This window comes from Ekhidna sp., from assembly GCF_965212185.1.
Classification (GTDB): Bacteria; Bacteroidota; Bacteroidia; order Cytophagales; family Cyclobacteriaceae; genus Ekhidna.
In genome coordinates, this window is sequence record NZ_OZ243102.1 from 794846 (window position 1) to 819461 (window position 24616).

Genomic DNA, 24616 nt, shown 5'->3' on the forward strand with positions numbered 1-24616 from the left:
ACACGGCCCTTTCGCACAGTCCGCCGTATTTTCCTGCAGCCCGCCGAGACGTAACGAGATCTAGAGTTGAAGAGGGGAGTTTTCAGCAGATGCTGTTAACTTGACAGATGCTACCATCCCTGCGCAATCTGCTTGAGCGAGCTCCCAGGCGCACGCCTTCGTTGAAGCACTGTCGATAGTTCACCGCAAAGCTGAAAACAATGCGTTTTCTGCAAAAGTTCCTGATGTCGTTATTTGGAAAGAAAGGAGTGTAGGATTCAGTTAGCTGACAGAAGTACGATCCTACAAAGCGGTAATTGATTATAACATTTATGTAACACGCATAAACCCGTGCAAAACGTTAATTTTACGGAGTTCATGATGTTCAAGTGGAAAATTAAGGGATTTGAAAATTATTTGGTTAGTAACGAAGGATATATTCTTCGGCATCAGTATAAAACCACACACCTTCATTACAAGAATGCTCGATTTATTAGTCATAATAGCAGGAATCAATTCCGTCTGTGGCGCAATGGAAGACAAGAAATTTGGAGCAAAAAGTAATTAAGAAATTTGCTATTACCCATCAAGCCAATCGAAATAGTCACTTCTTGCAAGTTGAAGGCCATTCCTTTCTAAAAGGATCTTTAGGTCAGAGTCTGCGGCTCCACCATCACCACTTCTTCTTTCTCCACAATAACCTGACCGGCGGGGGCCCCTTTCGCTTTGCGAACAAATTTTTTCTGGGTGTAAATGACCGGACAGAGGCTGTCTGTTTTTCGTTTGGAATTGGCTGCAGCCAATGCAGCCGCTTTTTCGATGATATGGGTGGGGAAGTTTTGCCCGGGCTTTTGTCTTACAACTACGTGTGATCCAGCTACATCTTTGGCATGCAGCCATAAATCGTTTTTGTTAGCCACCTTTAGTGTGAGCTCGTCATTTGCTTTGGCATGCTTGCCAAGCAGGATCTGCCAGCCATCCACTTTAAATTCATGATAGGGTAGATGCTCTTCTTTGACCTTCTCCTTTTGACTTAAGCCATGATCTTTCAGGTACTTTCGGAGCTCTTTGGTTTCTGAAATTTCATCAAGGTGCAGAATTTGTCTGCTTAACTTGTCAATAAGCTTCTCCTTTGCTTGAATATTTTCTTTGAGCACATTGATCTCCTGATGCCGGTTTTTTGCTTTTCGGTAAAGATTTTCTGCATTTTTTTGAGGACTCAGTTCTCGATTCAGCTTGATTTCAATCGGCTCATCTTTATAAAAATCATGGAGCACGGCTTTAGTTAGCCCGGTTTGCAAGCTGTTGAGATTCGCCATTAAAATATTTGCTACCTCTTCCGGACTTCTGGACTTTTCAATTTGCTGGAGCTTACTTCGTGTTTTGGAGATATAGCTTTCAGACTTTTTTATTTTCTGCTTGAGCTTATTAATGGCGTCTGCTTTCTCCTTTTCGAAATAGAAGCTTCGGACTGTTTTATTGTAAAGCCAGTTTGCTGCTGCTATTGCACGATCAGTTTTTTCATCGCTTTTTTGTATCAAACTGATAAATGGACCCTCATGCAGGTAAATCGGATTGTTTTCGAGTTGGGTTAAAAGTTGATTAAATGCTTCCCATTTTTGTTTTTCTTCCTTCTCATAAAAGCCATTCTCTTCCAAATAGTGCTTCACTTCTTTCCCCAATGCAGGAATCAAAGCGGTTGGGTCGTAGTGATGTTTTGCCAGCTCAGGTTCTGAGATTTCAATCTGTTTATTAAGCTCATCCGGAATAATCTCAAAATCGGGACTAAGGTTTTTTCTAAACAGGCTGACAATCTCATTGTTTCTCGCATGGAGAATATTGGCTCTTCGGCCATGCATCTTAAAAATCAACGCATCATCCTCAAATACTATTTGAAACGACCGCTCGAATTTAAATTCAGACACAGCAGTAACTTTTTTGTCAATGAGCTCTGAAAAGAGATCTACACTGTTTTTTCCGGCTCGAGCAAAATCCTCAGGAAAGGAGAGGAGGGAGACATTGGGATCTAGATTAGCTCTAATAAAATATTCCTTTTCAGGACTACCGAAACACAGAATTAATTCATCCTTATTTTGTGAGAAGCATTCAAGTAACGCAAGCCCTTCAAGTTCTTTTTCGAGTTCAGGAGCAAGGCGTTTAAGGAAAAAGTAGTTGTGGAACATGCTGGTTGATTAGTTGATGAACAACTGAAATACCTCTTTATAAATATCTAAATCACAATAACTTTTCATTCGATGAAAATAACCAGAAACCAGCAACTAGATAACTAGCTGCAACCCATCCCAGGCAATCTCTACGTTATCCGGTAGCTCTTTGGAGACTTCTATGTGTCTGCCCATGTAGTGGCCAAGATGTGTGAGATAACCTTTTTCTGGTTTCAGCTCCTCCATCAGTGCCAGGGCTTCATCAAGGTTAAAATGACTGATATGAGATTTTTTTTGAAGGGCATTCAAAACGATAACCTTTGATCCCTTGATTTTTTCTTTTTCTTCTTCCGAGATGTGATTGGCATCTGTGATGTAGGTAAAATCTCCAAATCGAAAACCATAAACGGGAAGCTTATAGTGCATTACCTCAATAGGGATAATGGTTTGTTCTGAAACTTTGAATGGACTCCCATCTAAAGTATTAAGCTCAACACGAGGTATTCCGGGGTAGTTGCTTTCAGTAAAAATGTATGAAAACTCTCTTTTTAATTGCTCCTGCACTTCCTTTCTGGCAAATAAGGGCATATCTTTTTTCTGCAAGAAATTAAAACTTCGAATATCATCTAACCCCGCCGTGTGATCTTTATGAGCATGTGTAAAGAGCACTGCATCTAGCTTATTTATTCGCTCTCTAAGCATTTGTTGCCTAAAATCAGGGCCTGTGTCTACCACAATATTCAATCCTTCGTATTCAATGTAAATGGAAGCTCGAAGACGCTTGTCCTGATAGTCAACGGACGAACAAACCTCACATTTACATCCTATTACAGGAATGCCCTGGCTAGTTCCAGTTCCAAGGAAAACAACTTTCACAACTGAAGTTGATTATTGGTGATTTCAGAATAAAGTTTCTTGTTGTTTTCGCTCAGTTTCGAGCCGTCGACCTTGATCGATCTGATGATTTCTATTAGGCTGTTTATTTTTCCTTCTAAAGCGAAAAACTTATTGATAATAGCGATTTTACTATCGTTTAAGATGCAATAACCAGACTGGAAGTTTCCTTTTTCGTAGCGGAGGATATAATCCGTCTCTGACATGATATCCTCAAGTTTGTGTAAAAAATGGCTGGTGTATTTAATTGTCATCGGTATACCTTTTTACCATTTCCACTAAAGAATCATAATTGAGCGGTTTTGGTATAAAAGCATTAATTCCTACCGCCTCAAAATCATCCATTGTGTAGTTATTGGCATTTCCAGTGATAGCAATAATGGGAATATCCTTATTATTCCCGTCCATTGCCCTAATCTTTTCAGCGCACTCCATACCATCCATTATCGGCATATGTATGTCTAACAACACCAATTCAAAATCATTTTTACCTAACAAGTCAAGCACTTGCTGACCATTTTTGACAGAAGAAATTTCGTAATTAAGTTGAGACAAAATCTTCTTGGTAAGGTTTTGGATAACACTACTATCCTCGGCGACTATTATTTTTTTACTCATTGGTGACTAATAGGTTTTGGCTACTCTCCTTGAATTCTTGAAATAACTCCTTCAATATATTCACTTCCTCCTCCAACCCCTCAAATTTATTTTCTTTTAATCTTTTTTCAATATGTGCAGCTTGTTTAGAAAGTTTTTCTACGCCTAATGTCCCGGCATTTCCCTTTAAGGTATGTAATTCACCCTTCATTTTCTCATAATCTTTAGATTGTAAGAATGATTCAGTTTTTGCAACAAGCTCTTCTGCCTCTTCTTCAAAGTCAACTAAAGTGGCCTCAATCAATTCTTGGCCACCAAACTTGGCTAATTGATTAAGTGTGTTTTGGTTAATGGCAAGTTCTTCGGCTTTTTCAATAATTGCATCGATAGAAACTTCAATCGGCTTAAAGTCCACCCATTTCTTGATTTTATCGATCAACATTTCCGCTTTGATTGGCTTAGCTAAATAGTCATCAAGTCCAGCTTTTAAGAATCTTTCACGATCTTCTTCCATTGAGTAGGCAGTCATCGCAATGATTGGTGTATTACCTCCATATTTTAATTTCCGGACTTCCTGTGTTGCTTTTAATCCATCCATTTTAGGCATTTGGATATCCATAAATATCAAATCATAATTTTGATTGGATACTTTCTCAATGGCATGAAAACCATCAAAAGCTTCTTCTACATGACAGCCTGACTTTATCATAATACTGGAAGCAACTTTTCTGTTCACATCATTATCATCTACTAAGAGAATTTTAGGCTGCTTACCAGTGAACTCTTTCGTGAAAGGTTTGTCAGGTTTGGTTTCTTTTACTTCGTCAGCAGAAACTTCCTCTGCCATGAAGGTGAACCAGAAAGTACTTCCCAACCCAGGCGTTGAGACAACCCCAATATCTCCTTTCATTGATTTCACCAATTCTCTGGAGATAGCTAAACCAAGACCCGTACCACCAAAGTTCTTCGAACTACTGTTGTCAAGCTGATGGAAACTTTGAAATAGGCTTTTTTGATCTTCTTCCGATATACCAATACCAGAATCTTTGATTGAAACTTTGAAAACATATTGCTTCCCTCGTTTTTTAACAAGGCGAATACTCATATTGATGTTGCCCTTGTTTTCACTGAATTTGATTGCGTTTGAAGTGAGGTTGGATAGGACTTGGATAAGTCTCGTCTCATCACCTAAAATCCATTCCGGGATATTTTCATCTATATGATAGTAAAGGTTGTTGTCTTTAGATGACGCTTGTTGAGAGAATAGATCATATACTTTCTCAATGGTTTTAACCAGATGAACCGGTTGCAGACGGAGATCCATTTTGCCAGCTTCAATCTTGGATAAATCAAGGATGTCATTTAGAATATTAAGTAAGGTTTGAGAAGACTTGTTTATGGTCTTAACATATTCAGATTGTTCTCCATCCAAACTAGTACTGGCAAGCAGATCAATCATTCCTATGATACCGTTCATAGGTGTTCGTATTTCATGACTCATATTCGCAAGAAACCGCTCTTTGATCTTCAACGATCGTTCGGCCATTTCTTTTGCTCGCTTCAGCTCTTCGTTTGTCTTCTTTAATTGCGATACATCTCTGGCAACACCTTCTATTTCTGCAGTCCCATCGTCTTTGTTGATCAATCGAATATTGAAAAAGAACTGGAGCTTCTTGCCCTTGGCAGTGCGCAGTGTTCCTTCTACGTTCCTTATCCGATTTTCTTTTCCAATTCTTCTGCTGATTTCAACAATCTGTGATTTTCGTTCCGAATAATTCAAAACGTTGGTATTAATTACTTCGTCAGGGGAGTATCCCATCACTTCCTGAATTGAAGGACTGATCATCGTAATTTTCCCTTTCGTGTCGCATCTAAAATAGATATCCTGAAATGACTCGAATATGGTTCTAAATTTTTCCTCACTTGAGATTAGAGCACTTTCTGATTCTTTCTTCTCGGTAATATCATTGGCTATGATAGAAAGCTCTTCAATTCTTCCATTTGGTAGGAATATTGGGTTAACAAACACTTCCCTCCAAACCATTTTTCCTGATTTGTCCCTGTTGTTGGTTTGAAAGTTGATGAACTTACCATTGAATGCCTCCTGATATTTTTCAATCCAGAATTTTTTGACTTCACCGGTTAAAAGCTTTGTTGAAACCTCATTAATACTTGTTCCGATTTTCGGTGGTGTCCCATAATACTTTTTAAATGCCTCCTCATAATTTTGGTTATATGAAGTGAAACAATAGTCTCTATCTACGGACCATATTTCATGCGTACTACTGTCAAAGATTGCCCCGAGAGTCGCTGCTTGATTTTCAATTTTTTCCTCTTTATGCTGGCGTTCCATGGCCAGACTAATTTGACCTCCAATGTAATCGAGGAGTTCCAGATCCTTGTTATTAAATGCACTTTGATCATTGTAACTACAAATGGACATTACTCCCATTTCTGAGGCAGTTCTGATGATCACACCCAACCAAATCTTTGGGACCGGATCTTTAAATGTTATGCCATCCTGTTGGCTAATTTTTTCAATTCCTTCCTTGTAAATTATTAGTGAACGATCACGCTCAACAGTATAGTCCATGAGCGAATGATCTATATCAAACGCAAGCTTGTTCTCATCTTCTTTTTCATTAATGCAAAAGACTTGGCGGTATTGTTTTCCCTCCTTTAGTGAAATGTGAAAGTTTTGAACTTTCAACATCTGGTTTAACTGATGATAAATGTTCTTATACAGTTGCTCAAGATCATTTTCTGTGATTGTAATATTGGCGATCTGATAATATAAACTTTGAGCACTTTCAGCTCTGATTCTCTCGGTAATGTCGTAGAATACACATCGATATTCCACAGGTTCATCGTTCTCATAGACTGATGTCATTTTCCCTGTCACATAGATGTTTTTCCCGGATTTTGAGATAAGTACCGTCTCAAATCTTTCAAAGCGACTTCCCGCAGTGATTTTAAGAATATTTTGAAGCGTTCCTCTCTGATATTCATGATGCACCGCCTGAAGAAATTTCATATCTGTAATTTCTTCTTCGGTGTAACCTAATTTTTTCTTTACAGCCTCATTCGCAAACCTAATTTCACCGGTTCTTTTAAAAATCAGAATCAGATCATTTGAGTTGTCAAAAAGATCTTTAAGGTTTTGATTGGTCTTTTCTACGAGGGTATAGTAATCCCGCTGCGTATTTTCAAGTTGAGCCTGTAGATTGGCAATTTTCTTTTTTAGCTGATCAATATCGTTTTCTACCTCTGCCATACCAAGGGCTAAGCCCCATTAAAACACGGCCAAAAAACTTTAATGACATTTAAATTGCTGGCCTGAATATCTTTTTGCACAAATGATGTCATAAGCATTAAAATTAGGCATTTTAGCCTTTTGAATGATGTCGAAAACGAGTAAACCCATATTAATTTCCATAGTTGGCCCTACGGCTGTCGGAAAAACAGCTCTTTCGATAAAACTCGCTGAGCATCTAGGGACCGAGATTGTATCAGCAGATTCGCGGCAGTTTTATAAGGAAATGACCATCGGAACTGCTAAGCCCTCACAAGAGGAACTCGAACAAGTGCCTCATCACTTCATAAACTCTCACTCTATAACACAGCTTTATAGCGCTGGAGTATATGGTCGTGATGCCCTTGAGAGAATCACTGAATTACACAAATCACACAAAACAGTAATAGCAGTAGGTGGATCGAGTTTGTATCTAAAATCAATTTGGGAAGGATTTGATGAAATGCCGGAAATCAAAGCGGGAGTGAGAGAGGAACTAAATCATGAATTTGAAGCAAAAGGAATTGCACCATTACTATCTGAGCTAATGGATAAAGATCCTGAGTATTTTAAGGAAGTGGACCAAAACAATGGGCAAAGAGTTATTCGTGCACTTGAAGTCATTCGATCAACAGATCAAGCCTTTTCGAGTTTTAGAAAAACAATAAAAAATGTGATGCCATATGATCAGCTTAAGATTGGCTTAAATATGGAGCGTGAGCTCCTTTTTGATAGAATCAATAGGCGGATGGATCAAATGATCGAAGATGGCTTGTTTGATGAGGCTAAGAAATTATACGAATTTAAAAGTCACAATGCTCTTCAGACAGTCGGCTATTCTGAGATTTTTGGATTTTTGGAGGGTAATTATGACAAAGATGAGGCCATTCGATTGCTTAAGAGAAATAGCAGACGATATGCCAAGCGCCAATTAACTTGGTTCAGGAAATATGACGACATCCATTGGTTTGAACCGAACCAGTATACTGAAATTATGACACTGATAACGAAAGCACTTTCTCAATAACGAAGATTATTGTTGATTTGCGATTCATATGGATTCCTCCAAAAAAATCTTAATTGTCACTTACTATTGGCCACCCAGCGGTGGAGTTGGAGTACAGCGATGGATGAATTTTGCCATACAACTTAAGAAAAGAGGTTGGGAACCTTGGGTTTTAACTCCGGAAAATCCGCAGTTTGAAATTAAAGATGATAAGCTACTCGAAAAAGTAAAAGACATACCCGTTGTAAAACTCCCTATCTGGGAACCATTTGATCTCTTTCATAAGATTACAGGAAACAAGGACAAGAAAAATGTACAGCAAGGCCTGGTGATGGAAAAATCAGAAAAGTCTTTTAAAGATCGTTGGGTTGTGTGGTTAAGAGGAAATTTGATGATTCCAGATCCGCGCGTTTTTTGGGTTAGACCTGCGGTAAAGCGAGCAATAGAATTGGTTAAATCGGAGAGATTTTCTACACTTATTACAACTGGTCCTCCTCACAGCATGCACCTTATTGGTAAGGGGGTAAAGAAGAAAACTGGCATTAAATGGATTGCTGACTTTAGAGACCCTTGGAGTAAATGGGATGTACTGGAAAAATTAAGAACATCTTCTTTGGTTTTATCCTTACATCGAAAAATGGAAAGAAATGTTTTAAAGGCGGCCGATCATAGTGTAACAGTCTCTCCAAGACTTGCAGAAGCCTTTGGTGGGATTCGTGTCTTAAACAATGGATTAACATTAAATAATGCATTCAAAAATCAACCCAATGAATCTCACTTTACCATTGGTTATTTCGGTTTATTAAATGAACTTAGGAACCCACGTCAACTATGGCATCTGTTGGATCAAATGTGTAGGGAAAATCAAGTTTTTGCTAACAAACTTCGAATTAGAATAGGAGGGACAGTTGCTGAGAATATCAAAAATGAATTGAGTGAATACAAAGAATTAAATGGCAAAGTCAATTTCCTGGGATATTTGCCTCATGACAACATTCAGCAAGAGTATCAAAAGTGCAATGTTTTACTTTTACTCTTAAATAAATCGAGCAACTCTCAGTGGATTCTTCCAGTTAAGTTTTTTGAGTATTTAGCCGCTGAGCGAATGATTTTGGCACTTGGTGATAGAAAAAGTGATTTGGGCGATTTGATGAACTCAAAAGATATTGGTGAAATTTTAGCTTTTAATGAGATAGATGGATTGAGGGGTTTTCTAGAAGATGTCTATGAAAATGAGAGGTTACCAAATAAGGAGGATGGTGAATCACTTCTAAATCAATTTTCTCATGAAAATTTGGTTGTTCAATTAGAGAAATTAATTACAGAATAATGGATAAAATCCGTGTTGGATTGATTGGGTGTGGTCGAATAGCACAAAGACATGCTGGCCACATTGAAAAGCTTGCAGAATTAGCGGCTGTGTGTGACATTAATGAAGAAAAGGCCAAATCACTGGGAGATGCGTACAATGTTCCATGGTTTATTTCAGAAAATGATTTTTTGAAAGAAGAAATGGATGTTGTAGCTGTTTGTTCACCCAATGGCCTTCATGCTAAACACACCATAGATTCATTGAAATCAGGATTTCATGTTTTGTGTGAAAAACCTATGGCGCTTACATCTTCAGATTGTGAGGAAATGATCAAAACCGCTGAAAGGAGTAATCGAAGACTATTTATTGTCAAACAAAATCGCTTTAACCCGGCAATAGAAGCTGTAAGGGAGAAAATTGATCAGGGTGCTTTCGGGCAGATCTATTCCATTCAGTTAAATTGTTTTTGGAATAGAAATTTTGCTTACTATCAAAATTCAGATTGGAAAGGTTCAAAAGATTTAGATGGCGGCACGTTATTTACGCAGTTTAGCCACTTTGTTGACTTACTCTATTGGATGATTGGTGATATTGAAGAAGCAAATGCTCTGCTTCACAACTACGCGCATCAGGAGGTTATTGAATTCGAAGATACGGGTGTGGTCTCTCTTAAATTCAAGAACGGGGTATTGGGAACCATCAATTACACGGTCAATGCTTATGCAAAGAACATGGAAGGATCGATTACCATTTTTGGTGAAAAAGGAACAGTGAAGGTAGGTGGTCAGTATTTGAACAAACTCGACTATCAATCTTTTGAAGGGGAACCAATTAGCGAATTGAGAGAGGGTAATCCAGCTAACGAGTATGGTGAATATCAAGGCAGCATGAGTAACCACGATCGTGTATATGAAAACCTTATCGATGTTTTACAAAAAGGGGGTAGTATAGCCACCAATGGCTTAGAAGGCCTAAAGACGGTTGAGATAATAGAAAAAATATATAAATCCGCTAATGCCTGAAAACTTTCTAGTTGGAGACGCAGGAGGCACAGGAACTCAATGGAGGCTGGTGAAGGGAAAGGAAATCCATCAATTCGCAACCATTGGATTCAATGCTTACACACATCGTGTCGATCAGCTACGTGATGACATCAAAGCAGTTTTTGCTGATGAAATACCTAAAGAATTTCCTGTTTACTTTTATTCTGCAGGTGTGGATACCAAGGGCCAAGCTCTGGAAGTATCCAATTCTTTGAGCGAAATATTGGGTAGTAAGGTAAGTGTGGAGAATGATCTTCTTGGGGTTGCCAGAGGGCTTTGTGGTGTAGAAGAGGGTTATGCATGCATTTTGGGAACTGGTTCTAATGCATGTTTTTATGATGGCCAGAACGTAAATAAAGTGAGTGCTTCTTTAGGGTATATATTGGGTGACGAGGGAAGTGGGGCTCATATGGGAAAGAAATTATTGACTCGAATTTTTCGAGAGCAGCTATCCAAAGAAATCATGAAGCGATTTAATGAGCGATTCAGTCTTACTCCTCATAAAGTGATCAATCGTATTTATCATGAACCACAACCTAATCACTATTTAGCTTCTTTTGCTTCCTTCATTCATGAGGTTAGACATTATCCGGAAATTCATCAGTTAATCATTGAATCATTCAATGAATTTTTCGATGCATTTTTTGGACATGAGGATTCAAAAAATATTTCTTATCATTTTTCAGGCTCAATCGCCTATTATTTTGCTGATTACCTAAGAGAGGTAGGAAACGAAAGAGGAATTTTGATCAAGAATATCGTGCAGTCACCCATATCCGGTTTAGTATTATACCACCAACAAAATGGCTAAAAAACTCCTCACTGAATCTGATTCCAACTACGATCATTTAGAGAAAATGACTGTCTTGGAATTGTTGGAAAACATCAACCAGGAAGATCAAACTGTTGCACAGTCTGTTGAAAAGTGCATACCTGAGATTGAAAAGCTAGTCTTAGAAATTGTCCCACGGATGGAACAAGGAGGGAAGCTATTTTATATCGGAGCTGGCACTAGCGGCAGATTGGGGATTGTAGATGCATCAGAGTGCCCACCAACATTTGGAGTGCCTCATGATTTAGTAGTTGGACTTATTGCAGGAGGGGATGGTGCTATTAGAAAAGCAGTAGAATTTGCTGAAGATGACAGCAAACAGGGTTGGAAAGATCTCAAACAACATGGAATTAATTCACTCGACATTGTTATTGGCATTGCTGCTTCAGGTCGTACGCCCTATGTTATTGGAGCAGTTGAGTCCGCAGGACAAAATGGGTGTTTAACCGGTTGCATAACCTGTAATGAAAATACTAAGCTTGCTGAAGTTTCTGCGCATCCGATTGAAGCACTGGTTGGACCTGAATTTGTAACAGGAAGTACACGAATGAAAGCGGGGACTGCACAAAAACTAATCTTGAATATGATCTCTACAAGTGTCATGATTAAGCTTGGTCATGTGCAAGGCAATAAAATGGTAGACATGCAGCTCAGTAATGAAAAGCTGGTTGAGAGAGGCATAAAAATGCTTCAAGAGCACCTGAGCATATCTGAGGAAAATGCAAAACAATTGTTAGCTAAATACGGCTCTGTCCGAAGGGCAATTGAAGCATCTCAATAAGATCTTAAAACCTCGTTTATTCTAAAACATGAGGGATTGCATTAAACTTTGTTCTCTAAATCAGACTTAACAAAATTTTATATGTTAAGAAATTATTAAGTCAACTCATAAAATTTAAAGAAGAAAGAACCTCTACTTAGCTACTAAATTTTACTTTTGTAGGACTTTAAAATCAAACCAAAAAAAGATGAGGAAAATTTTACTAAGCTTAACGCTTGTAGTTGCTGGCCTCCTGACGTATGCACAAACAGTCAGTGGAACAGTAACGGATGATGCGGGTGAAGGTTTACCGGGAGCTACCGTTCTTGTGAAGGGTACTCAAAATGGAACAATCACCGATGTAGACGGAAAATTCACTTTGAATGTTAAGGAGGGTACAGCCCTTGTTATTTCATTCATTGGATTTGAATCTGTAGAAGCTACAGCTTCTAATAGCATGGAGGTGACACTAAAACCAGGAACAAGTATTCTTGCAGAAGTAGTAATTACTTCAAATGTGATTGATGTTGTAAGAGAAAGAGAAACGCCTGTCGCTGTTTCATCTATTTCGCCAGCTGAAATTGCACTTAAAGTGGGTAATCAGGAATTTCCTGAAATTATGAACAGAACTCCTGGAGTCTACGCAACAAAACAAGGCGGTGGATATGGTGATTCAAGAATCTCTCTTAGAGGATTTGACCAAGTGAATACTTCATTCCTAATAAATGGACAGCCTGTTAATGACATGGAGAACGGTCGTGTTTTCTGGTCAAACTGGCAAGGTCTAACTGATGTAGCTTCTGGAATTCAGATTCAAAGAGGATTAGGCGCATCAAGATTAGCAGTTCCTTCAGTAGGTGGAACAGTTTCTATTTTCACTAAAGCAGCAGAACTGGCAAAAGGTGGACGAGCTTCTCAGACCATAGGTAATGATGGTTACTTGAAAACTACCGCAAGTTATTCTTCAGGACGAAATGATAGCGGATGGGCTACATCAATTTTGCTAAGTAAGTGGCAAGGAGATGGATATGTATACGGAACTCAGGGTGAAGGATGGACTTATTTTGGAGCTGTTGGATATTCACCTGAAGGGTCTGATCATGCATTTAACTTATCTTTTCTTGGAGCAGGTCAGTGGCACCACCAGAGATCAACTTGGGTGTCAATTAGAGATTATCAAAACTTCGGTGATGATAAGAAAGATGGTCTAGACAGAAGATGGAATACTGACGCTGGTATTTTAGAGGGAGAAGAATTCAACATGCGAAGAAACTTCTACAATAAGCCTCTAGCTACAATAAATTGGGACTGGCAAATCACTGATAACCTTTCACTAGCAACCTCACTTTATGGTTCTGCCGGTAGAGGAGGAGGAACTGGCCCAAGAGGAAACAATTTTAGAAATGATGATATCGATGTTTTTCCTTTCAGAAGAGATTTAACCTCCCATCTTGAAGATGGAACTAAAGGAGGAAGATATGCCAATGGGCAAATCAATTTCAACTCGATAGTTGCTGTGAACCAGCAAACTACACTAGGTTACACTGGACCAATTTCTGGATATGATGGATTATTAATTGGATCAAATGGATTCAGAGATGACAATGTAAACAGGGCTACACTGATAAGAAGAGCTTCTATGAACTCGCATAACTGGGTTGGTGGAATCTCTAACTTAGATTATGAAACTGATAAATTCAGGTATTCACTGGGTGTTGATTTAAGAAAATACACGGGTTATCACTACCGAGCTGTTAATAACTTGATGGGTCTTGATGGATATTATTCAACAGGAAACGATAACTCTAATGGAATGATTATCGAAACTACCATTGAGGCATCTCCATTCAATGACACTGGACTTACAGGTCCAAAAATTGATTATTACAATATTGGACATGTAAGCTGGCAAGGAGTTAACGGATTGGTTGAGTACAGTGGAAGTGAAAACCTTACCGCGGTACTACAAGGGGGTCTTTCAAACCAAGGATTCCAACGAGAAGATTTCTTTGATCAAATAGGCAACCCGCTTTCAGAGCAAAAAAATATCACTGGTGGATATCTAAAAGGAGGTGCCAATTACAACGTGAGCGATAAGTCAAATGTGTTCTTTAATGCAGGATACATCTCTCGTCAACCACTATTTGATGCGGTATTCCCTGGTTTTGCTAATGATGTAAACCCTGAACTTCAAAATGAGATTATCAAATCAGTTGAGGTTGGGTATGGATACGTTAATAGATACTTGACTGTTAATGTGAATGCATATAATACTTCATGGGGTAACCGTTTCATCTCTAGATCTGTAGCTGTTAGTGACACTGAATCAGGAACTGCTCAGTTTAGCAATATTGATGTATTGCACCAAGGTATCGAACTAGAGGCAACTTACCGACCAATTGACAACTTGAAATTAAGAGGTATGATCTCAGCTGGTGATTGGAGATACACAAAAGATTTTACATCTGCAGTTTTTGACGACAATCAGAATCAAATTGGTACAGGTACATTGTACACAAAAGATGCTAAAGTTGGAGATGCAGCGCAATTCACAAGCTACTTATCTGCCGACTACAAAATTGGAATCGTGAGCCTTGATTTGGGATACAGATTTGTAGATGGATTATATGCTGATTACAGTATTGATGATTCAGATTTCTTGGATCCAGACAACAAGGGTGCGTTGAAGCTTCCTTCATACGGATTAGTAGACTTTGGTGCTACTGCAAGATTCCAGTTATTTGATACAAACGGTACATTCAGAGTTAATGTAAACAACTTGTTTGATACCGTTTATATCGCTGAGTCTAACACAAACATCCATGCTGAAGCAGGATCAACTACCTACAATGGTATTGATGTAATGAACCAAGTATGGTTTGGATTTGGTAGAACATGGAATGCTACACTTAGCTTCAACTTCTAATTAGATAAAATTTTAGATTTTATGGAGAGGATGTCGTCAGACATCCTCTTTTTTTGTGTCTATTCTTTCCTCGCTCTACTACCTTTGTGGCAGTGCATACCATCACTCCATATGAGCGCTGGAATCAGTATTACAATTCCAGCCATGACGACCGATCTCCATTTGCTGGAAAAGAGTATAATTACGACCTCTACTCAGAAAATATTTATGGCTATTACATAGATCCAGCCTGGGATTACTTTGGATCAGAAACACTTTACATCAAGCTATTATTTGTTGATTATGATCGTGGATTTGCCGTCATTGAGATGATAGGAGAGTGGAATGATGCCTTGAATAATGACATCATGCATCTTAAGCGTAACATCATAGAACATATGATGACTTATGACATCAACAAATTTGCTTTGGTGGGTGAGAACATTATGAATTTCCATGGCAGTGACGACAGCTACTACGAAGAATGGTTCGAAGATGTAGAAGATGGATGGGTTGCAGGAATAAATTTTGGAGAGTTCATCATCGATGAAATGAAGAACTACAACATTGATAACTATATCAATATGTCCGGTAGTCTTCAAATTGAAAAATGGCGGACTTTACCGCCATTGAAGTTTTTCGAATTGGTGAATAGTTTGATATTGAGACGTTTAGCTATTTAGCAACTTTCTTTTCCTCTAGTAATTCGATTGCATGCTGAAGCTCTGTTCGATTCATTCTGGCAATCACTTCTTCACTCAGTTTTAAAAAATCCTCCGCAACAGCACTCTGATCTGTAAATGAATAAACGGATTCATTTTGCTCGTTCGCTTCGCTGACACGAATAGATTCGCGAATGCGCTGATCCAAAATAAGACTGCCCAGTTCTTGCTCAGCTTCTCGAACAATACGCTGATGAAATAATGTTTGTTTGCGATACTGATTGAAGAATATCCCAAGGATATGCAACTGCTTTTCTTTTTTGACTTGACTTAGATAGGACAGCAATTTTTTGAATCCTGAAACAGAAAATGAACCTGGAGTGGCGGGGATCAAAATGCTGTTGATATTGGCTATGAATGATTTTACAGTGACACCAAAGTGAGTCGGAAAATCAAGAATGATAAAATCATATTGATGTCGAATGGCTGAAAGAAGTTTGTAAAATATGATATGCCCAAATGAGATAAACTGAGAATTGGATTCAATGGAAGACATTTGGAAATCACCTGGTATCAGATGAAGGTAAGGGTGAATTTCTATAGGCTTTACATCAGGTTGCTCATTGTGTAAAAATGATTTAGTTAGTGTAAAAAGTGATGTAGTAGATTGCTCATCAACCAAAGCCTGGGTAAGATTTGCTTGCGGATCACAATCAATCAACAGGACCTTAAACGATCTTGACCAGCTATGAGCCAGACTGAGTGAGGTACTTGTTTTACCAACCCCTCCTTTGAAATTATATACTGCTAGTGAGTGAGACATTTTTATTTCAAATCCATGGTTCTCCCAGCAGCGGTGATTTATGAATATGTTAAAATAATAAAATTATTTCTTAAAATGATCCTAAAAATGGATTAATCAGTAGATAGCCGCTTAACTTCAGCGATATCTGAAATCATATATTTCTTTTTTGTACCAATTTCCTGACACACGGATCGTGTGCGCTTTGTTTCAAGCTTCACAAATTGTTTCTTATTGAAGAGAAAAGCTTCTCCTATCAAAAGATCTCTAAGGAATATTTTTTCAGAGGGTTCATCAAATTGCTTTAGAATCTGGTATAAAGTAGGATCGGAGCAGCTGGAAGCTTTTGGATTTTTAAAGTAGCGTTTCAAAGCTGCAAGTACGCTTACATGAAAGATGTTAGCGGTAAGCATAGGTTCAGAGATTTCTTTAAAACTGTTTTTCCATTCTTTACCGTGGGGTTGAATTCTTCTGCCGTATTGCTTGAAGGCAATTAAATGAGCTACTTCATGCAGGTAGGTGACTAAAAAGGCAAAAGGATTTAGATCGTTGTTAATCGTAATCGTGTGCCTGTTGGTTTTAGGATTGAAGCGATAATCTCCCAACTTCGTTTGTCTGGCTTTCTTGATTTTGAATTCAAACCCCAGACGTTCATATAGCTTCACGCAATATGCTACGGAAGCTTCTGGAACAAATTTCTTAAAGACTTCCTCTGAAGTCATTTTTTTCTAAAAACCATTTTTATGGGCACACCTCGAAAGTCAAAATGATCTCTCATTCGATTGGTTAAGTAGCGCTGATACGGTTCCTTGATGTACTGCGGAAAATTACAGAAGTAAGCAAAAGTAGGGGTATGGGTGGGTAGTTGGGTAATGTACTTTATCTTGATATAGTGCCCTCTCACTGCTGGTGGAGGATAATTTTCAATCTCTTTGCCCATAATTTCATTGAGCTTTGAGGTAGGAATTTTTCTGGACCTGTTTTCATATACTTGAAGTGCTAGCTCCAATGTCTGCATAATTCGTTGCTTATTAAGCACAGAGGTAAAAATGACTGGAATGTAGTTGAGTGGACCAAGTTTTTCTTCCAGGAATTTGCGATAAGTATCTGCCGTTTTAGAATCCTTTTCCTGAAGGTCCCATTTATTCACCATCAACACTATGCCTTTTCTGTACTTGTGCGCCAGCCCAATGATGTTCATATCTTGGGACTCAAGCCCGGTATCAGCATCGATCATTACAATGCATACATCTGAATCTTGCAAAGCCTGAATGGCTCTAAGAACTGAGTAGAACTCAATGTTCTCTTTCACTTTTGATTTCTTTCGAATTCCAGCGGTATCAGTGAGAATAAAATCTTTTTCAAATAAGTTATATCTCGTATTGATAGCATCTCTGGTAGTGCCAGCTATGTCAGTAACAATGCTTCTTTCTTTTCCTACCAAAGCATTGACAAAGGAAGATTTACCTACGTTGGGCCTCCCTACAATCGAAATTCGAGGAACATCATCTTTTGCGATTTCCTCATCGTCAAAATCTTTAACTACTTCATCCAGAAGGTCTCCAGTTCCGGCACCACTGGCTGCAGCAATAGCATATAGAGGAGCATCCAATCCTAAGGAATAGAATTCATTGGATGCAAGTAATTTTTCCTGATTATCTGCTTTATTGGCAACTATAAATGTCGGCTTATCAACTTCCCGAACCACGTTTGCAAAGTCCTGATCCAGACCGTGCAATCCGGTATCACAATCCACCATGAAAAGGATGGAAGTAGCTTCTTCGAGTGCTTCTTTCACTTGCGTGCGAATAGCTCCCTCAAAAATATCATCTGACCCTTCGACATACCCTCCAGTATCTATAACTGTAAACTTTTTCCCGTTCCATTCACCATACCCATAGTGTCGGTCGCGAGTGACGCCAGACTCATTATCCATGATAGCTTGCTTCCTTTCGATTAATCGATTGAAAAGGGTGGATTTACCGACATTAGGTCGTCCGACAATTGCAAGGATATTGGCCATTGATTAAAACAGATTCAGTTCAATCCGCGAAGTTAACGCATATGTATGCGTTACTCACCTTTTTTTGCTGTGATGTAACTTTTGATCTCAGATTCCAGAATTGGTAGGGGAATAGAGCCGTTTTTCAAAACATGGTAATGGAATTCCTGGATATCAAAATATTCTCCCAATGCAGTTGAAGCATCATTGCGTAGTTTCTTAATCATGAGCTCACCCATCTTATAACTCACCGCCTGCCCCGGCCATCCTATGTACCGGTCTATTTCTGTATTTACCTCGTGAATGGAAAGTGCGGTATTGCTTGCCATATAATCTACAGCCTCTTGACGGGTCCATCCCCTATAATGAAGACCAACATCCACTACCAATCTGCACGCACGCCACATTTCATAGGTGTATCTTCCGAATAAATCATAAGGTGTATCATACATCCCCATTTCCTCGCCCAAATACTCTGAGTATAATCCCCAGCCTTCTCCAAAGGCACTGATGTAATAGTTCCTTCTAAACTCGGGAACATCCTCCAACTCTGCGGCTATCGCATTTTGCAAATGGTGTCCCGGAACCGCTTCATGAAGAGTTAAAGCGGGCAAAGTGTAAAGCGTTCTGCTTTTCAGATCATACGTATTGACCCAGTAGATACCTGGTCTGCCTTGTTCCTTGCTTCCGCCAACATATCTTCCGGCAGTATATTTTGGTGCAATATCATCTGGTACAGGCTCTACGGTAAACGGCAACTCATATAACTTGGAGAAAAGGCGAGGTAACTGTCCCTCCGCTTTCTTACTTAACCATGCGGCATAGTTGAGTAGCTCTTGTGGAGATATTGGATAAAACTGTTCATCTGTTCGAAGGAAAGCCAGGAATTCTTCAAATGAACCATCAAAACCAACCTCCTCTAAAACAGCATCCATTGAAGCTCTTATTCGAGCCACCTCAGCCAATCCGGTTGCAAAGACCGAATCTGGTGTTATCTCTAAAGTTGTAAAATGTCTGACCCTGTTTTCGTAATAGCTCTTACCATTCTTGATTTCGCTAATCCCAACTTTTTCAGGTGCTTTTGGAAGATAATCGTCTTTGAGAAATTTCTCTAATTGTTGATAAGCTGGTAAGATATCCGTACCAATGATTTTAGCAGCTTTTTCTTTTAGTTCAAGCTGGTCTTGTTCACCAATAGCTGAAGGCATTACATTAAATGGTGTGTAAAACGGATTGTTGTTTATTTCCTCGCCTGTCCATGGCGCAAGAAGGGAGATGATGTTGAGCACGATCACTTTGGGAGCCTGAATTTTTTCTTTAACCCCTTGCTCTAGTAACCCTTGATTGTAAGAAATGTATTGAGCGAATGAAGGCAGCCATCTTAAATAAGCTTCATAATCTTGCTTGGTCTCAAAAGGTAAGTTTGGTAAAAAAAAGGATGGTCGATTAAAAAATCCACCCTCTGCATTGAATGGAATTAAATAAATTTTGTAATCAACTTCACTGATTTCATTACTTATCTGAAGAAGCTTGATTGAACGGTTTATGTATCCTTGTTCTGTGAGATCTTCTCGTCCCAGAGCTTCCAGGTCTTCTAAGTAAGGACGCATGCTGTTGACTTGCTCTATCTTCGCCTCCATCTTCTGGAAAGTAAAAGTGGTAGGGTGCTGTCCACGCCAGATGGGATTTTCAATTGAATAGCGCTTATCAATTTTATCAAGGCTATCAATGATGGAAGCAAGCTTCTCATCGGATTGCGCATGAATTCGTATTCCAGCAATAAGCAGTAGCAATGTCAGAACGTTTCTCATATCAGTAATCTTTAACCTCACTCAATATAAATAACTATGTTCTTACATGCTGGGGAGGCACCTATTGTTTTCCATCTTTGATTTGTAGTGTATCCATCTGCAGTGTATCCATTTGAATCGAATCAATCTGCAATGAATCCATCAGCAGCATTTGCATCCGAATAGAATCTTGCAGAATAGAGTCCAGTCTTGCAGCTTCTAATCGAGCAGCTTCAGCAATCAATCTTGCTATTTCTTCTTTGGCTACCTCTATTGCTGCCTCCAGAATTTCATCTCTACCTGCCCGAACACCAGCGGCTGTCGGTTTAACTTTAATATCGGGCACAATCCCGATACGTTGAGTTTCGCCTTTATCGGGATAGTATACTCCTACTCCTGATAGCGATGAGTAATATCGTTTAAACACTGGCAATTTGGTCACACTGCCATCCGCACCTGCAGTTTGGCTTCCGACAATGACAACATTAGGTGCAGTTTGCAGGCACATGCAGGTAAATTCGGCATGACTTTGGGTCTTTTCATTAACCAATAAGATGACTTTCCCTTTGTAGTAATCTTCGTTTTTATTTCCGCACGAACTGGCACCTGACCAGATAAACTTACCCGGGTAGGTGTAATCAGGTCGGGTAAAGATTGCAAAGGTGGTTTCCGAAGGGTGCAAATATTTGGCAATGGCCCGGTAGGTCCCCCGAGGATAATTTCTGATGTCAAAAATGAGGACAGACTTATTGATTAACTCCTCCATCATCTCGTTGACTTCCTTAATAGTCAGATTTTTTAAGTCAACATAGCCGATAGGGTCATTAATACTTTTCCACTTGGGCTTAGATACTTCTTTGAGTTTTAAATCTGTTGAACGATAGAGTGTAATACTTCCAGTTTTAGTAGCACCATTTCGCTGGATTGTAATTTGGGCGGTACCTTTGATGCCCATAAATAGGGCATATCGAATTCCTGCATTTTTGGCGGCTTCATTTGAAGCCCAGATGTATTTTTTTTGGGATTCGTGAATCTGCTTGGCTGATTGATTATTTATCGAAAGAAGTACGTCACCTACTTGAAGATCATCCTTTTGAGCTTTTTCTTCATCAATAATCTCTGTTACCATTATTTGGTCTTCCACCATTTCAAATTTTACGGAAGGAAAATTGAAATAGGGAAGTTGATCAACTAAAGGTGGTAGGAAAGCTCCATGACTATCATCTACTTTTACTACTAGTTCCAGCATAGCCAGCTGGAAATCGAGCTGTGTTTTTGCTTCCAAAAACTTGGGAATCATCTCTTTTAATACCTCGTTCCAGGGTTGGTCTGTTTTGTATTTGTACGGAAAAAAATATTCGATGTAGTTCCAGTATCGAAACAAAGGAAGTAGTCTAACATTTTTATTCTCCCAACTTAGTCCATAGTCCTGATTTTCATTTTTAGCTTCAAATTGTTCTAAATCCCCTCTTCCTATATAATGATGGTTGCCTTGGAAGCGATTGTTTTCAACATACTTTAAGATCTTTTGCAATTCGTCAGAAAAATATTGACTCTGCGTCCACGAAAGGTCAAAATTTTCAAGAAATAGATCGTTTTTGTTTGCCTTGCTACAACTTTTGCATTCCTTGAGTTCTCCCATATAATAGATCCACTTATACATGTAGTCTGAGAATTCTTCGTACGTAGTAATATCATTCGTAACTTTTAATACTGATTGAAGCTTATCATCCCAATTGAATGAACCTTTTCCTACCAGGGGGTGGTAGTATTTCAAAAAGCCCCAGATCTTGCAGGTTAGATATAGTCTTTCGATTTCAGGTAGGTTGCCTTCTTTTTTAAAAGTATTTCCGTTCACAAACGTGCATGAAAATAAGAGGCAAATAGTAATTAAAAAAAGAATAAATGAACGCATAGAATTTTGACTTAGTTAGTATCCAAACCTAGTCAATTTCCGGTCATCTTTCCGCCAGTCCTTTTCTACTTTAACAAAAGTTTGTAAATGAATTTTCTTACCGAAGAATGCTTCCATGTCTTTTCGGGCTTGGGTCCCCACTTTTTTGATGGATTCGGCTTTTTTCCCAATGATGATGCCTTTTTGACTGTCACGCTCTACATATATTTCCGCATCAATATGAATGATGGTTTCCTCTTCTTTGAAACTCGTGACTACCACTTCTGAGCTGTATGGAATTTCCTGCTGATAATTCATGAAAATTTTCTCACGGATGATTTCTGCACTAATGAAGCGTTCGCTCTTATCAGTGATTTCATCTTTTGGGAAGAAAGCTGGGTGCACGGGCAACAACTCCAGTATTCTATCCATTAATTCCTGCGTACCTTGTTGTTCAAGAGCAGAAATGTTCATGATCTCCAGGTCAGGATAAAGCTCTTTCCAATAGTTAGACTTATCATATGCTTGAGAGCCTTTCCCGGTATCTGTCTTATTCATGAGAAAGATGACCGGAGCTTCTGCTCGTTGTGCCATCTCGATCAGTTCGGGATACTCATTTTTATCTTCCAGAGCAACCATGTAAAGGATTACATCGGCATCATCAAGAGCTGTACGCACATATCCCATCATTTTTTCCTGCAACTTATATGCTGGGTCGATAGCGCCCGGAGTGTCTGAGAATACGATCTGATAGTTTTCATCATTTAGGATTCCAAACATGCGATGACGCGTTGTTTGAGCTTTGTTGCTGGTAATGGCAATTTTCTCATTCATCAAAGCATTTAGCAGGGTTGACTTGCCTACATTGGGTCGACCAATGATATTGACGAACCCAGATTTAAAGTCTTTCGTTTCACTCATTCAAACACAAAACTATGCGGATAACCCTAACCATACTAATACTGATTGTATCTATAGCTACCAATGCACAGAATAAGGAAGTCGAGGCGATTAAATCTCAGGCTACAAAATTCTCTAAATATCTTATTTCCGGAGATCGTGATAAGGTGGTGGCGATGTACACCAAAGATGCCAAAATCTTCCCTGAAGATACAGATATTCTTGAGGGCAAAGAGCTGTCCAATTATTGGAATCCAGCTGATAAAGAAAGAAAATGGAAAACCACACATCACAAGTTTATACCTACTGAGATTAAAGTATGGGAGAATGAAGCTTATGACTTTGGGTATTATGAAGGTACAAGTTCCTATGGCGAACAAACTTATAATTGGAGAGGAAAGTATGTGGTCATTTGGCGCAAGGTTGACGGTGTTTGGAAGATCTATTTAGATATCTGGAATAGAATTAAAGAGGAAGATTGAAATTCTTTTGCGAATCAATATATTCTATCTAATTTTGCACTCATATCGCGGGGTGGAGCAGTTGGTAGCTCGTCGGGCTCATAACCCGAAGGTCACAGGTTCGAGTCCTGTCCCCGCTACTAGATAAGAATCCTGGTCATTATATGACTGGGATTTTTTTCTTTATGAGAAATAAAACAAGGCGAGAAGCCTGTCTCGTGCTTGCCACGGGAAGTCCTGTCCTCGCTACAAGCTAAGCCTCAGAGAAATCTGAGATTTTTTTATTCAAATTCAATTATATCCCCCTCTTTCGTTCCACGGTAATACCTATCATCTAACAAGAATAAGATTTCTCCATATTCTCCCTTTTTGATACTGGAGTCAACCCCAAAGACTTTGTGGTTGTACCGACTGACAACTTCTTCATTAGAGCAATGTCCAACAACAATATGATCCGATGTGATTTTAGTTAGAATGCTATCTATCGTTTGCTCCGGAATAGGATTATAAAAATAACCCCGATACCAGATGGGGCCAGAGCTTCCATAATATGTAGTGTAGAAATCAGTGGCTTTCATCTCCTCTTTACTTCGATCAATGGATTCTCGCATGGTTTTGTTGATGGATGCTAGGTCGAACCTAACAGTACTCAAAAAAGCATTGGAGATCCCTCCATGTACAAACACGTGTTCGTTGATTTTGATAATGGTGTGCTTGGAACGTAACCACCGTCCCAGAACGGTATTTTTTCCATACAAATCATCATAACTCATTTTCAGTAATTCAGAAACCACTGGATATTTTTCATGTAGATACCTCAGATCCTTGTGAAGGACCATGTATTCATGATTACCAAGCAGGTAATGGAGGTTTCCACCCGCCTTCTGCGCTTGCTTTTCTAGCTTATAGATAAGCCAAAGGACTTCTGTTACCGTGTCTCCACGGTCAAAAATGTCACCAACAATAACAAGGTGACCTTTTCCAAAACTCCAGTTCAACTCCTCATCAATTATTTGATTGTTTTGAAGAATCTCTACAGCCAAATCATATTGGCCATGGATGTCACTCAAAGCAGCGATCTTCTCCACCTTAATGTACGTGGATGGCTCCACCCGGAAAGTAGTATCATAGGTCTCTGCTATTAATTCCTTTCGGACCACCGCTCCGTCTACCACGCTTTTTTGTACCAGCTGTTGGTCTTCAATGAAGATGTAGGGACCGTCGTTGATATTAGAGTTATGGCTGTTGTTTTGAGCATTTGCAATGAATAAGGAGGTTATTGCTAGTGCAGCAATGATGAGTCGTAACATAAAGTCTAAG

20 protein-coding genes and 1 tRNA gene are annotated in these 24616 nt (G+C 39.0%); 9 read left to right on the forward strand and 12 right to left on the reverse strand.

Going from position 1 to position 24616, the window contains the following annotated elements:
* Nucleotides 1–626 precede the first annotated feature (626 nt).
* From ACOMC3_RS03615 to ACOMC3_RS03635, 5 genes are all read right to left on the reverse strand, one after another.
* On the reverse strand, nt 627–2162 hold the full coding sequence (locus ACOMC3_RS03615) for an NFACT RNA binding domain-containing protein (protein WP_420318165.1): 1536 nt from the start codon (nt 2160–2162) through the stop codon (nt 627–629).
* Nucleotides 2163–2258: 96 nt separating this feature from the next.
* Nucleotides 2259–3020: an MBL fold metallo-hydrolase gene (locus ACOMC3_RS03620; RefSeq protein WP_420318166.1), complete on the reverse strand. Its 762-nt coding sequence runs from the start codon at nt 3018–3020 to the stop codon at nt 2259–2261.
* Nucleotides 3017–3292: a hypothetical protein gene (locus tag ACOMC3_RS03625; protein ID WP_420318167.1), complete on the reverse strand. Its 276-nt coding sequence runs from the start codon at nt 3290–3292 to the stop codon at nt 3017–3019. Before ACOMC3_RS03625 ends, ACOMC3_RS03620 begins: the two co-directional genes overlap by 4 nt.
* Nucleotides 3282–3656, reverse strand: a complete 375-nt coding sequence (locus tag ACOMC3_RS03630; protein WP_420318168.1) for a response regulator — start codon at nt 3654–3656, stop codon at nt 3282–3284. The genes ACOMC3_RS03625 and ACOMC3_RS03630 overlap by 11 nt, the downstream gene beginning before the upstream one ends.
* Entirely contained in the window at nt 3649–6909 is a 3261-nt protein-coding gene (locus ACOMC3_RS03635) for a PAS domain S-box protein (protein ID WP_420318169.1), read from the reverse strand. The genes ACOMC3_RS03630 and ACOMC3_RS03635 overlap by 8 nt, the downstream gene beginning before the upstream one ends.
* A gap of 127 nt (nt 6910–7036) precedes the next feature.
* Between ACOMC3_RS03635 and miaA the strand changes: the two genes are divergently transcribed.
* From miaA to ACOMC3_RS03670, 7 genes are all read left to right on the forward strand, one after another.
* Nucleotides 7037–7954, forward strand: coding sequence for a tRNA (adenosine(37)-N6)-dimethylallyltransferase MiaA (gene miaA / locus ACOMC3_RS03640; protein WP_420318170.1), 918 nt, complete (start codon nt 7037–7039; stop codon nt 7952–7954).
* Nucleotides 7955–7982: 28 nt separating this feature from the next.
* On the forward strand, nt 7983–9263 hold the full coding sequence (locus ACOMC3_RS03645) for a glycosyl transferase (protein WP_420318171.1): 1281 nt from the start codon (nt 7983–7985) through the stop codon (nt 9261–9263).
* Nucleotides 9263–10267 carry a Gfo/Idh/MocA family protein gene (locus ACOMC3_RS03650; RefSeq protein WP_420318172.1) on the forward strand — a complete coding sequence of 335 codons (1005 nt, stop codon included), beginning with the start codon at nt 9263–9265 and terminating at the stop codon, nt 10265–10267. The genes ACOMC3_RS03645 and ACOMC3_RS03650 overlap by 1 nt, the downstream gene beginning before the upstream one ends.
* Entirely contained in the window at nt 10260–11099 is an 840-nt protein-coding gene (locus ACOMC3_RS03655) for a hypothetical protein (RefSeq protein ID WP_420318173.1), read from the forward strand. The genes ACOMC3_RS03650 and ACOMC3_RS03655 overlap by 8 nt, the downstream gene beginning before the upstream one ends.
* Nucleotides 11092–11901 (forward strand): N-acetylmuramic acid 6-phosphate etherase, encoded by an 810-nt coding sequence (gene murQ, locus ACOMC3_RS03660; protein WP_420318174.1) that lies wholly within the window; start codon nt 11092–11094, stop codon nt 11899–11901. The genes ACOMC3_RS03655 and murQ overlap by 8 nt, the downstream gene beginning before the upstream one ends.
* A 187-nt stretch (nt 11902–12088) precedes the next feature.
* Nucleotides 12089–14806 (forward strand): TonB-dependent receptor, encoded by a 2718-nt coding sequence (locus ACOMC3_RS03665; RefSeq protein ID WP_420318175.1) that lies wholly within the window; start codon nt 12089–12091, stop codon nt 14804–14806.
* A gap of 92 nt (nt 14807–14898) precedes the next feature.
* Complete coding sequence (locus ACOMC3_RS03670) at nt 14899–15468, forward strand: hypothetical protein (protein ID WP_420318176.1); 570 nt, start codon at nt 14899–14901, stop codon at nt 15466–15468.
* On the opposite strand, the gene ACOMC3_RS03675 is transcribed toward ACOMC3_RS03670, so the two are convergent.
* The 6 genes from ACOMC3_RS03675 to era all read right to left on the reverse strand — a co-directional run bounded on the left by ACOMC3_RS03675 (nt 15461) and on the right by era (nt 22856).
* Nucleotides 15461–16270: a ParA family protein gene (locus ACOMC3_RS03675; protein WP_420318177.1), complete on the reverse strand. Its 810-nt coding sequence runs from the start codon at nt 16268–16270 to the stop codon at nt 15461–15463. The two genes, ACOMC3_RS03670 and ACOMC3_RS03675, sit on opposite strands and share 8 nt — an antisense overlap.
* 92 nt (nt 16271–16362) lie before the next feature.
* Nucleotides 16363–16971, reverse strand: a complete 609-nt coding sequence (locus ACOMC3_RS03680; RefSeq protein WP_420318178.1) for a SprT-like domain-containing protein — start codon at nt 16969–16971, stop codon at nt 16363–16365.
* Nucleotides 16968–18272 carry a ribosome biogenesis GTPase Der gene (gene der / locus ACOMC3_RS03685; protein ID WP_420318179.1) on the reverse strand — a complete coding sequence of 435 codons (1305 nt, stop codon included), beginning with the start codon at nt 18270–18272 and terminating at the stop codon, nt 16968–16970. The genes ACOMC3_RS03680 and der overlap by 4 nt, the downstream gene beginning before the upstream one ends.
* 50 nt (nt 18273–18322) lie before the next feature.
* On the reverse strand, nt 18323–20062 hold the full coding sequence (locus tag ACOMC3_RS03690; protein WP_420318180.1) for a DUF885 domain-containing protein: 1740 nt from the start codon (nt 20060–20062) through the stop codon (nt 18323–18325).
* A gap of 61 nt (nt 20063–20123) precedes the next feature.
* Entirely contained in the window at nt 20124–21956 is a 1833-nt protein-coding gene (locus ACOMC3_RS03695; RefSeq protein WP_420318181.1) for a S41 family peptidase, read from the reverse strand.
* A gap of 15 nt (nt 21957–21971) precedes the next feature.
* A complete protein-coding gene (gene era / locus ACOMC3_RS03700; protein WP_420318182.1) occupies nt 21972–22856 on the reverse strand; it encodes a GTPase Era in 885 nt (294 codons plus the stop codon).
* A 14-nt stretch (nt 22857–22870) separates the two neighbouring features.
* Between era and ACOMC3_RS03705 the strand changes: the two genes are divergently transcribed.
* Both ACOMC3_RS03705 and ACOMC3_RS03710 read left to right on the forward strand, forming a co-directional pair.
* Nucleotides 22871–23317, forward strand: a complete 447-nt coding sequence (locus tag ACOMC3_RS03705) for a YybH family protein (protein ID WP_420318183.1) — start codon at nt 22871–22873, stop codon at nt 23315–23317.
* Between the two features lie 46 nt (nt 23318–23363).
* Nucleotides 23364–23436 (forward strand) — tRNA-Met (locus ACOMC3_RS03710).
* 141 nt (nt 23437–23577) lie between these two features.
* On the opposite strand, the gene ACOMC3_RS03715 is transcribed toward ACOMC3_RS03710, so the two are convergent.
* Nucleotides 23578–24606, reverse strand: a complete 1029-nt coding sequence (locus ACOMC3_RS03715) for a metallophosphoesterase (RefSeq protein ID WP_420318184.1) — start codon at nt 24604–24606, stop codon at nt 23578–23580.
* Nucleotides 24607–24616: the final 10 nt, after the last annotated feature.

What these genes read in the sequence shown, in the direction of transcription:
- ACOMC3_RS03615 (WP_420318165.1), bottom strand. Translation starts at nt 2,162, where the DNA reads ATGTTCCACAACTACTTTTTCCTTAAACGCCTTGCTCCTGAACTCGAA.
- ACOMC3_RS03625 (WP_420318167.1), bottom strand. Translation starts at nt 3,292, where the DNA reads ATGACAATTAAATACACCAGCCATTTTTTACACAAACTTGAGGATATC.
- ACOMC3_RS03630 (WP_420318168.1), bottom strand. Translation starts at nt 3,656, where the DNA reads ATGAGTAAAAAAATAATAGTCGCCGAGGATAGTAGTGTTATCCAAAAC.
- ACOMC3_RS03635 (WP_420318169.1), bottom strand. Translation starts at nt 6,909, where the DNA reads ATGGCAGAGGTAGAAAACGATATTGATCAGCTAAAAAAGAAAATTGCC.
- miaA (WP_420318170.1), top strand. Translation starts at nt 7,037, where the DNA reads ATGTCGAAAACGAGTAAACCCATATTAATTTCCATAGTTGGCCCTACG.
- ACOMC3_RS03645 (WP_420318171.1), top strand. Translation starts at nt 7,983, where the DNA reads ATGGATTCCTCCAAAAAAATCTTAATTGTCACTTACTATTGGCCACCC.
- ACOMC3_RS03650 (WP_420318172.1), top strand. Translation starts at nt 9,263, where the DNA reads ATGGATAAAATCCGTGTTGGATTGATTGGGTGTGGTCGAATAGCACAA.
- ACOMC3_RS03655 (WP_420318173.1), top strand. Translation starts at nt 10,260, where the DNA reads ATGCCTGAAAACTTTCTAGTTGGAGACGCAGGAGGCACAGGAACTCAA.
- murQ (WP_420318174.1), top strand. Translation starts at nt 11,092, where the DNA reads ATGGCTAAAAAACTCCTCACTGAATCTGATTCCAACTACGATCATTTA.
- ACOMC3_RS03665 (WP_420318175.1), top strand. Translation starts at nt 12,089, where the DNA reads ATGAGGAAAATTTTACTAAGCTTAACGCTTGTAGTTGCTGGCCTCCTG.
- ACOMC3_RS03675 (WP_420318177.1), bottom strand. Translation starts at nt 16,270, where the DNA reads ATGTCTCACTCACTAGCAGTATATAATTTCAAAGGAGGGGTTGGTAAA.
- ACOMC3_RS03680 (WP_420318178.1), bottom strand. Translation starts at nt 16,971, where the DNA reads ATGACTTCAGAGGAAGTCTTTAAGAAATTTGTTCCAGAAGCTTCCGTA.
- der (WP_420318179.1), bottom strand. Translation starts at nt 18,272, where the DNA reads ATGGCCAATATCCTTGCAATTGTCGGACGACCTAATGTCGGTAAATCC.
- ACOMC3_RS03690 (WP_420318180.1), bottom strand. Translation starts at nt 20,062, where the DNA reads ATGAGAAACGTTCTGACATTGCTACTGCTTATTGCTGGAATACGAATT.
- ACOMC3_RS03695 (WP_420318181.1), bottom strand. Translation starts at nt 21,956, where the DNA reads ATGCGTTCATTTATTCTTTTTTTAATTACTATTTGCCTCTTATTTTCA.
- era (WP_420318182.1), bottom strand. Translation starts at nt 22,856, where the DNA reads ATGAGTGAAACGAAAGACTTTAAATCTGGGTTCGTCAATATCATTGGT.
- ACOMC3_RS03705 (WP_420318183.1), top strand. Translation starts at nt 22,871, where the DNA reads ATGCGGATAACCCTAACCATACTAATACTGATTGTATCTATAGCTACC.
- ACOMC3_RS03715 (WP_420318184.1), bottom strand. Translation starts at nt 24,606, where the DNA reads ATGTTACGACTCATCATTGCTGCACTAGCAATAACCTCCTTATTCATT.